The following is an 8,308-nucleotide window of genomic DNA, read 5'->3' as shown; positions in this document are numbered from 1 at the left end:
GTTTCTGTCCTTCGTGACCCTGCGATGGAGCAGGGAGGCCGGCATGCTGCCATCGCTGCTGCTGAGGTTGTATGGCGCCACTGTTTATGGCTGCTATCAATGGCTGTGCATCGTCGCCGTGCTCGGCTTTGCTGGGCGCTGGCTCACCGCGGATTCAGCGGCTCGGCGGTATCTTACCGAAGCGATCTTCCCCTACTACATTGTCCATCAGACGGCGATCATCCGGATCGCGCATGAACTGCGCGGCAGCGATCTTCCGGCCTGGCTGGAAGCAGGCATCGTGATTTCGGGTACGGTCGTGACCTGTGCGCTGACCTACGAGATCGTCCGGCGGGTCGGTGCGTTGAGGCCGCTGTTCGGATTGAAGGTCTCGGCATTCGAGCCCGGGGCGCCGGCGCAGCCGACCGTGCAGCCCGCGCAATGAGCGGGAATTAGGAAAAAGTGCTAAGACGCCCCATGCCCGACCGCGTCTATCTCGACTGGAATGCAACCACCCCGCTTCGTCCCGAAGCGCGAGAAGCGATGGCTGCGGCATGGGATCTCCCCGGCAATCCCTCCTCAGTCCACGAAGAGGGTCGTAGCGCCCGCCGGCTGGTCGAGGATGCCCGGGCTGCGGTCGCGGGCGCCGTGGGCGCGCTGCCCCGCAATGTGGTCTTTACGTCAGGTGGGACCGAGGCCAACGCGCTGGCGCTGGCGCCGGGGCTGCGGCGGGGGACTGGCGCCCCGGTGCAGCGGCTGGTGGTTTCGGCCATCGAGCACGCCTCGGTGCTCGCGGGCGGGCGGTTTGCAGCCGGGGCGATCGGTAAGGTCGGCGTGTCGGGCTCCGGCCTGGTACGCCCTGACCGCCTCCGCGAGGTGCTGGTGGACGGGCCTCCGGCGTTGGTTTCGGTCATGCTGGCCAACAACGAAACTGGCGCGATCCAGCCCATTGCTGAGATAGCCGAGATCGTCCATGCGGCCGGAAGCGTGCTGCACGTCGATGCGATCCAGGCTTTCGGCAAAATACCTGTTAATATCAATTCGCTAGGCGCGGACCTGGTCACGGTTTCTGCGCACAAAATCGGCGGCCCCAAGGGTGTCGGCGCCGTGGTCTGGGCCGGGAGCGTGCAGGGGCTTGAGCCGCTGCTCCGCGGTGGTGGCCAAGAGCGCGGGCATCGGGCGGGAACCGAGGATGTCGCGGGGATCGCCGGTTTTGGAGCCGCTGTGAAGGCGGCCATGGGCGCTTTGGAAGAGGACGCTATTCGCCTTGAATGCCTGCGACATCGGCTGGAAGGCGGGCTTCTTCAGACCCAGGGCGTCCTGATCTTCGCACAGGATGCGCCGCGGTTGCCCAATACCACGCTGTTTACGGTTCCGGGCCTTCGGGCCGAAACGGCCGTAATCGGTTTCGACCTTGCGGGCATAGCCGTTTCCTCGGGTTCCGCCTGCTCCTCGGGCAAGGTGCAGGCGTCGCATGTGCTGGAAGCCATGGGTTTGGGCCGGGAACTGGCGCAGGGAGCAGTGCGGCTCAGTCTGGGCTGGTCTTCGTGCGAAGCGGACATTGATCGCTGCCTGGAGGCTTGGCGAAGGCTGGCAGGGACCTTAACTAACAGAAGCGACGAAACACTGCTTGAACGGTTCTAAGCAGGTGATTTCCTCCGAGAAACATCGTAATAGACTTTCTGAAATGATCCACCGCGGTCCTTGAAACCGCGAGCGGAGGATGGAATGGCGGCTGTACAAGAGACCGTCGATCGGGTGCGCCGGATCGACGTCGATCAATATCGATATGGATTTGAGACCGTAATCGAGTCCGACAAGGCCCCGAAGGGGCTATCGGAAGATACCGTCCGCTTCATCTCGGCGAAAAAGAACGAACCTGCGTGGATGCTGGAGTGGCGGCTGGAGGCGTATCGCCGCTGGCTGACCATGACCGAGCCGAAATGGGCGCGGGTCAACTATCCCAAGATCGATTACCAGGATCTCTATTACTACTCGGCGCCGAAGCCGAAGAAGCAGATCTCGTCGCTGGATGAGATCGATCCGGAAATCCTGAAGACCTACGAGAAGCTCGGCATTCCCCTCCGCGAGGTGGAAGTGCTGGAAGGCGTCGTGCGTCCCGAAGGCGAGCGCCGGATCGCGGTCGATGCGGTGTTCGACTCGGTGTCGGTCGCGACCACTTTCCAGAAAGAGCTGAAGCAGGCCGGCGTGATCTTCATGCCGATCTCGGAGGCGATCCGCGAGCATCCCGATCTCGTGAAAAAGTATCTCGGCACGGTGGTGCCGACCTCGGATAATTACTTTGCGACGCTGAACTCGGCCGTGTTCTCCGACGGGTCGTTCGTCTACGTGCCGCCGGGCGTGCGCTGCCCGATGGAGCTGTCGACGTATTTCCGCATCAACGAGCGCAACACGGGGCAATTCGAGCGCACGCTGATCATCGCCGACAAGGGTGCTTACGTCAGCTACCTCGAAGGCTGCACCGCGCCGCAGCGCGACGAGAACCAGTTGCACGCCGCCGTGGTCGAGCTGGTGACGCTCGACGACGCCGAGATCAAATATTCGACGGTGCAGAACTGGTACCCCGGCAATTCCGAGGGCGTCGGCGGCATCTACAATTTTGTGACAAAACGCGGCGACTGCCGGGGCAACAACTCGAAAATCTCCTGGACCCAGGTCGAGACGGGATCGGCGATCACCTGGAAATATCCGAGCTGCATCCTGCGCGGCGACAATTCACGCGGCGAGTTCTATTCGATCGCGATCTCGAACGGCCATCAGCAGGTCGACAGCGGCACCAAGATGATCCATCTCGGCAAGAACACGACGAGCCGGATCATCTCCAAGGGCATCGCGGCGGGCGTGTCGCAGAACACCTATCGCGGCCTCGTCACCGCGCACCGCAAGGCCACCGGCGCGCGCAATTTCACCGCCTGCGACTCGCTTTTGATCGGCGACAAATGCGGCGCGCACACCGTGCCCTATATCGAGGCCAAGAATTCCTCGGCGCTGTTCGAGCATGAGGCGACCACCTCGAAGATATCCGAGGACGTCTTGTTCTACTGCGTGCAGCGCGGGCTGAGCCAGGAGGAGGCCGTCGGCCTCGTGGTCAACGGTTTTGTCAAGGACGTGCTGCAGCAACTGCCGATGGAGTTCGCGGTGGAAGCGCAGAAGCTGATCTCGATCTCGCTCGAGGGTTCGGTTGGGTAGTGCCTCATCCTGAGGAGGGCGTGAAAGCGCTCGTCTCGAAGGACGAGAGGAAAGATTGTCGGCCACGTCCTTGCAAGACGCGCCTTCGGCGCTCCTGGGACGAGGAGAGAAACGGAAGAGCACAATGCCATTACTGGAAGTCAAGAACCTGCAGGTCCGTGTCGAGGAGCGTGAGATTCTCCATGGGCTTTCGCTCACCGTGAACAAGGGTGAAGTGCACGCCATCATGGGGCCGAACGGCTCAGGCAAGTCGACGCTGAGCCATGTCATTGCGGGCAAACCAGGCTATGAGGTCACCGGCGGCGAAATCCTGTTCAACGGCGAGGATCTCCTGGAGATGTCGCCCGACGCGCGTGCCGCCAAGGGCGTGTTCCTGGCGTTCCAGTATCCGGTGGAAATACCCGGTGTCGCCACCATGACCTTCCTGCGCACCGCGCTCAACGCGCAGCGCAAGGCGCGCGGCGAGGGCGAGTACTCCACCCCGGACTTTCTGAAGAAGGTGCGCGAGGTCGCGGCCAGGCTCAACATTCCCCAGGAAATGCTGCGCCGTGGCGTCAATGTCGGTTTCTCCGGCGGCGAGAAGAAGCGCAACGAGGTGCTGCAGATGGCGCTGTTCGAGCCGAGCCTCTGCATACTCGACGAGATGGATTCCGGCCTCGACATCGACGCGCTTCGGGTGGCCGCAGACGGCGTCAATGCGCTGCGCTCGCCGGACCGCGCCATGGTGGTGATCACGCATTATCAGCGGCTGTTGAATTACATCGTGCCTGACTTCGTGCACGTGATGTCGAAGGGCCGCGTGGTGAAGAGCGGCGGCAAGGAATTGGCGCTGGAGCTCGAGGCTTCCGGCTATGCCCAGTTCGAAGACGCGGCCTGACGCGAAATGCGGATTTTGTGATGAATGTTGCACTGGCAAAGACCGAGACCGGACACGCGCTGAGCGATGCGTTTGCCGTCGCGCGCGACCGCTTGCCGGGTGCGGGCAAGGTCGCCGAGGCGCGTCAGCAGGCGTTCGAGGCCTACGAGCGCGTCGGCCTGCCGCACCGGCGGATCGAAGACTGGAAATACACCGATTTGCGCGCGCTGATGCGCGAAGTGCTGCCGCTCGCGGCGCCGCCGGATGCGGCAGCGCTGAAGCGGGCGGCCGCGGCCTTGAAGCTGCATGCGATTGCTGGCGTGCGGCGGCTGGTGCTGGTGGACGGGGTGTTCGCGCCAGGCCTGTCCGAAGCAGGCAACCTTGAAAAAGGACTTGGCATCCGCACGCTGCGCGACGTGCTCGGGGCCGGCGATGCCAGGCTGCAGGCGCAACTGCTCGGGCCGGAAAATACCGACTCCATGGTGGCGCTGAACAGCGCCATGATGACGGACGGCATCGTCATCGAGGTCGCCGATGGCGCCGCGCTGACACAGCCCTTGCACATCATCCATATCGCCAGTGGCGGAACGCCGGCGGCGATGTTCACGCGCTCGCTGTTCGTGCTCGGCAACGCCGCCAGCGCGACGCTGGTGGAAAGCTATATCGCCGCCGAGGGCGCGAAGGTCTATCAGGTCCACGACTCCCTCATCGTTTCGATCGGCGACAGTGCGCGGCTCGACCATGTGCGCTTGATCGAGGACGGCCGCGAGGCCTTCAACATTTCTTCGAGCCAGGTGACGCTGGGCGCCAAAGCCCATTTCAACACGTTTGGGCTTACCAGCGGCTCGAGCGTCAGCCGCTATCAGGCGACGATGGCGTTCGACGGCGAGGGCTCGCGCGTCGAGACCAACGGCGTCAATCTGCTCAACGGCCGCCAGCATGCGGACACGACGCTGTTTCTCGATCACGCGGTGCCGAATTGCTCGAGCCGTGAAATCTTCCGCGCGGTCGTCGACGACCGGGGCCATTCGGTGTTCCAGGGCCGCATCATCGTCCGTCCCGACGCGCAGAAGACCGACGCCAAGATGATGACGCGGGCGCTGCTGTTGTCCGACGAGGCGGAAGCCGACAACAAGCCGGAACTCGAAATTTTCGCCGACGATGTCACCTGCGGCCATGGCGCGACCACCGGGGCGCTCGACGAGAGCCTGCTGTTCTATTTGCGGGCGCGCGGCCTTTCCGAAAAGGAAGCTCAGGCGCTGCTGATCCAGGCTTTCGTCGGCGAGGCCATTGAGTCGATCGCCAGCGATAGCCTGCGTGAGCTCGCGATCTCGGCGGCGCAGCGCTGGCTGGCGGCACGGGGATGAGCATGCATCCGGCAGTCCTGAACGGTTCCTATGACGTGGCGCGCGTGCGGGAAGATTTTCCGGCGCTGGCGCTGAAGGTCTACGGCAAGCCGCTGGTCTATCTCGACAACGCCGCTTCCGCGCAGAAGCCCAATGCGGTGCTGGAGCGGATGACGGAGGCCTACAAGAGCGAATACGCCAACGTGCATCGCGGTCTGCACTACCTCGCCAATGCGGCGACGGAGGCCTATGAGGGCGGCCGCGCCAAGGTGGCAGGATTCCTCAATGCCGCGCGCACCGAGGAGATCGTCTTCACCCGCAACGCCACCGAGGCGATCAACCTCGTGGCGTCGTCCTGGGGCGAGCCAAACATCAAGGCTGGCGACGAGATCGTGCTCTCGATCATGGAGCACCATTCCAACATCGTGCCCTGGCATTTCCTCAGGGAGCGGCACGGTGCCGTCATCAAATGGGTCGACGTCGATGACGAAGGCAATTTCCTGATCGACGCATTCGAAAAGGCGCTGACGCCGCGCACCAAGCTGGTCGCGATCACGCAGATGTCGAACGCGCTCGGCACCATCGTGCCGGTCAAGGACGTGGTGAAGATCGCACATGCCCGCGGCATCCCCGTGCTGGTCGACGGCAGCCAGGCCGCCGTGCACCTCGCGATCGACGTCAGGGATATCGACGCCGATTTCTACGTCTTTACCGGCCACAAGCTGTACGGCCCGACCGGCATCGGCGTGCTCTACGCCAAGCACGAGCACCTGGTGGCGATGCGGCCCTACAACGGCGGCGGCGAGATGATCCGCGAGGTCGCGCGGGACTGGGTCACCTACGGCGATCCGCCGCACAAATTCGAGGCGGGGACGCCGGCGATCGTCGAGGCGATCGGCCTGGGAGCGGCGATCGACTACGTCAATTCGATCGGCAAGGAGCGCATCGCCGCCCATGAGCACGATCTCCTGACCTACGCGCAGGAACGCCTGCGGGAAATCAATTCGCTGCGGTTGATCGGCACCGCACGCGGCAAGGGACCGGTGATCTCCTTCGAGATGAAGGGCGCCCATCCCCACGATGTCGCGACCGTGATCGATCGCCAGGGCATCGCGGTGCGCGCCGGTACCCATTGCGTGATGCCGCTTTTAGAGCGGTTCAATGTGACGGCGACGTGCCGCGCTTCGTTCGGCATGTATAATACCAGGGAAGAAGTCGACCATCTGGCACAGGCGCTGATCAAGGCGCGGGAATTGTTTTCATGACCGACACAGCCGAAGCCAAGAATCTTGAGGCCAAGAATCCTGAAGTCAAAACTGCCAACATGGAAACGCATTCGGCGTTGCCGCCGGAGGAGACCGAGCGTCTCGCCGGCGAGATCGTCTCCGCGCTGAAGACCGTGTTCGATCCGGAAATCCCGGCCGACATCTACGAACTCGGCCTGATCTACAAGGTCGAGATCAAGGACGACCGCAGCGTCGACGTCCTGATGACGCTGACGACCCCGAATTGTCCGGCGGCCGGCGAATTGCCGACCATGGTGGAGAACGCGGTCGCCAGCGTTCCCGGCGTGGGCTTGGTCAACGTCAATCTGGTCTGGGATCCGGCGTGGACGCCGGACCGGATGACCGACGAGGCGCGCCTCGTCCTCAATATGTGGTGAGCGTTTAGAGCATGATCATGCTCAAAGCCAAGGTGGCTTGGGTTTTGCTTGTTCTCGGGAAATAGCCGGCATTGATTTGCCATTGGGATTGACCACATGACTAACATGACACCCGCCTCGCAAACTCCCGCCTCCAAGCCGAAGCCGCGGCCCCGGCCGCAGGTGATGAAGCTGACCGACGCCGCGGCGCAGCGGATCGCCGAACTGACCCGGCGCGCCGATTCCGAAATCGTGGGCTTGAGGGTCGGGATCAAGAACGGCGGCTGCGCCGGGCAATCCTACACGGTCGAATACGCCCACGATATCAAGCCGACCGACGAGGTTGTCGAGGACAAGGGCGTGAAGATCCTGGTCGATCCCAAGGCGGTGCTGTTCCTGCTCGGCACCGAGATGGATTACAAGGCCGACAAGATGCAGTCGCAGTTCATCTTCAACAACCCGAACCAGACCGGCGCCTGCGGCTGCGGGGAGTCGGTGCAGCTCACGGCTGCGAAGGTGGACGGCTAGTTCTCCGGCGGCGGCCTCACCGTGCGTCGTCCCGGCCTTGAGCCGGGACCTATCACTTCCACAGTTGCTTTTGCGCAAAGTCGTCGAGCATAGTGCTGAGATGAGAAACCTCGGCGTGGCGATGAACGCAATTGCGCTCACGCCGGGGGGGCCCGGCGGTCGCTGGGACGATTGGTGGGAGCCTGTGCGGCGCGCCATGGACCGCGATTTCCTGATCGATCTGTTCTCGGATTTCGGCCCGGTGACGATCCGCCCGATGTTCTCTGGCTTCGGCATTTCGGCCGACGGAATCAACTTCGCCCTGGCGCTGCGGGCCGGCCTGTATTTCCGCGCCGACGATCAGACCATTCCGCAATTCGAGGCGGAGGGCTCAAAGCCGTTTCAGTATCAAACGCGGGTCAAGACCATCACGGTGAACTCGTACTGGCAATTGCCGGCTCGGCTGTTTGATGATTCCGAGGAGTTGAGCGGGTGGGCGAGGGCGGCCTTGGCGGCAGCGCAGCGCGCGGCGTTGCGCAAGCGGCCGAAGGTACGCAAGGCGGCGAAGAAGAAGAAGGCTGCGGGCAACAAAGCCCCTAGGGTGGGAAAGGCGAAGCGCGCCCACCGTTCGAGATAGCGGGGTAGTGAGTTGGTGGGCGCGGCGCAGATGCGCCTTTGCCCGTCCACGATATCAGGCGACCTGGCTGCGGCTCTCGGCGGCGTATTCCGGGTCGACTTCGCAGATGACGCGGTTGCGGCCGTTGCGCT

General features: G+C 63.3%; 8 protein-coding genes and 1 pseudogene. All 9 read left to right on the top strand.

All coding sequences use genetic code 11. The annotated features are described in order from the left end of the window. Positions 1-424: pseudogene (locus tag QZ213_RS20390) on the top strand (acyltransferase); the annotation flags it as partial. 32 nt (positions 425-456) lie between these two features. Next, the gene (locus tag QZ213_RS20385; protein WP_291687899.1) at positions 457-1,623 is read left to right on the top strand and encodes a cysteine desulfurase family protein; all 1,167 of its coding nucleotides are present in this window, start codon (positions 457-459) and stop codon (positions 1,621-1,623) included. A gap of 84 nt (positions 1,624-1,707) precedes the next feature. Further along, positions 1,708-3,189, top strand: coding sequence for a Fe-S cluster assembly protein SufB (sufB, locus tag QZ213_RS20380; protein WP_291687898.1), 1,482 nt, complete (start codon positions 1,708-1,710; stop codon positions 3,187-3,189). Between the two features lie 124 nt (positions 3,190-3,313). Next, complete coding sequence (gene sufC, locus QZ213_RS20375) at positions 3,314-4,066, top strand: Fe-S cluster assembly ATPase SufC (protein WP_291687897.1); 753 nt, start codon at positions 3,314-3,316, stop codon at positions 4,064-4,066. A 20-nt stretch (positions 4,067-4,086) separates the two neighbouring features. Beyond that, the gene (gene sufD, locus QZ213_RS20370; protein WP_291687896.1) at positions 4,087-5,412 is read left to right on the top strand and encodes a Fe-S cluster assembly protein SufD; all 1,326 of its coding nucleotides are present in this window, start codon (positions 4,087-4,089) and stop codon (positions 5,410-5,412) included. Next, the gene (locus QZ213_RS20365) at positions 5,409-6,656 is read left to right on the top strand and encodes a cysteine desulfurase (protein WP_291687895.1); all 1,248 of its coding nucleotides are present in this window, start codon (positions 5,409-5,411) and stop codon (positions 6,654-6,656) included. Before sufD ends, QZ213_RS20365 begins: the two co-directional genes overlap by 4 nt. After that, the gene (locus QZ213_RS20360; RefSeq protein ID WP_291687894.1) at positions 6,653-7,054 is read left to right on the top strand and encodes an SUF system Fe-S cluster assembly protein; all 402 of its coding nucleotides are present in this window, start codon (positions 6,653-6,655) and stop codon (positions 7,052-7,054) included. The genes QZ213_RS20365 and QZ213_RS20360 overlap by 4 nt, the downstream gene beginning before the upstream one ends. Positions 7,055-7,150: 96 nt before the next feature. Further along, positions 7,151-7,561, top strand: coding sequence for an iron-sulfur cluster assembly accessory protein (locus QZ213_RS20355; RefSeq protein ID WP_291687893.1), 411 nt, complete (start codon positions 7,151-7,153; stop codon positions 7,559-7,561). 196 nt (positions 7,562-7,757) lie between these two features. Continuing rightward, a complete protein-coding gene (locus QZ213_RS20350; protein WP_291687900.1) occupies positions 7,758-8,177 on the top strand; it encodes a TfoX/Sxy family protein in 420 nt (139 codons plus the stop codon). Positions 8,178-8,308 lie beyond the last annotated feature (131 nt).

Origin of the sequence: Bradyrhizobium sp. (assembly GCF_017881085.1) — a bacterium.
Lineage (GTDB): Bacteria > Pseudomonadota > Alphaproteobacteria > Rhizobiales > Xanthobacteraceae > Bradyrhizobium.
Note: the sequence above shows the minus strand (reverse complement) of the source record. Positions and strands in the feature narration are given on the sequence as shown.

Coding starts and splice junctions, on each gene's coding strand:
- QZ213_RS20385 (WP_291687899.1), top strand. CDS start 457: ATGCCCGACCGCGTCTATCTCGACTGGAATGCAACCACCCCGCTTCGT.
- sufB (WP_291687898.1), top strand. CDS start 1,708: ATGGCGGCTGTACAAGAGACCGTCGATCGGGTGCGCCGGATCGACGTC.
- sufC (WP_291687897.1), top strand. CDS start 3,314: ATGCCATTACTGGAAGTCAAGAACCTGCAGGTCCGTGTCGAGGAGCGT.
- sufD (WP_291687896.1), top strand. CDS start 4,087: ATGAATGTTGCACTGGCAAAGACCGAGACCGGACACGCGCTGAGCGAT.
- QZ213_RS20365 (WP_291687895.1), top strand. CDS start 5,409: ATGAGCATGCATCCGGCAGTCCTGAACGGTTCCTATGACGTGGCGCGC.
- QZ213_RS20360 (WP_291687894.1), top strand. CDS start 6,653: ATGACCGACACAGCCGAAGCCAAGAATCTTGAGGCCAAGAATCCTGAA.
- QZ213_RS20355 (WP_291687893.1), top strand. CDS start 7,151: ATGACTAACATGACACCCGCCTCGCAAACTCCCGCCTCCAAGCCGAAG.
- QZ213_RS20350 (WP_291687900.1), top strand. CDS start 7,758: ATGGACCGCGATTTCCTGATCGATCTGTTCTCGGATTTCGGCCCGGTG.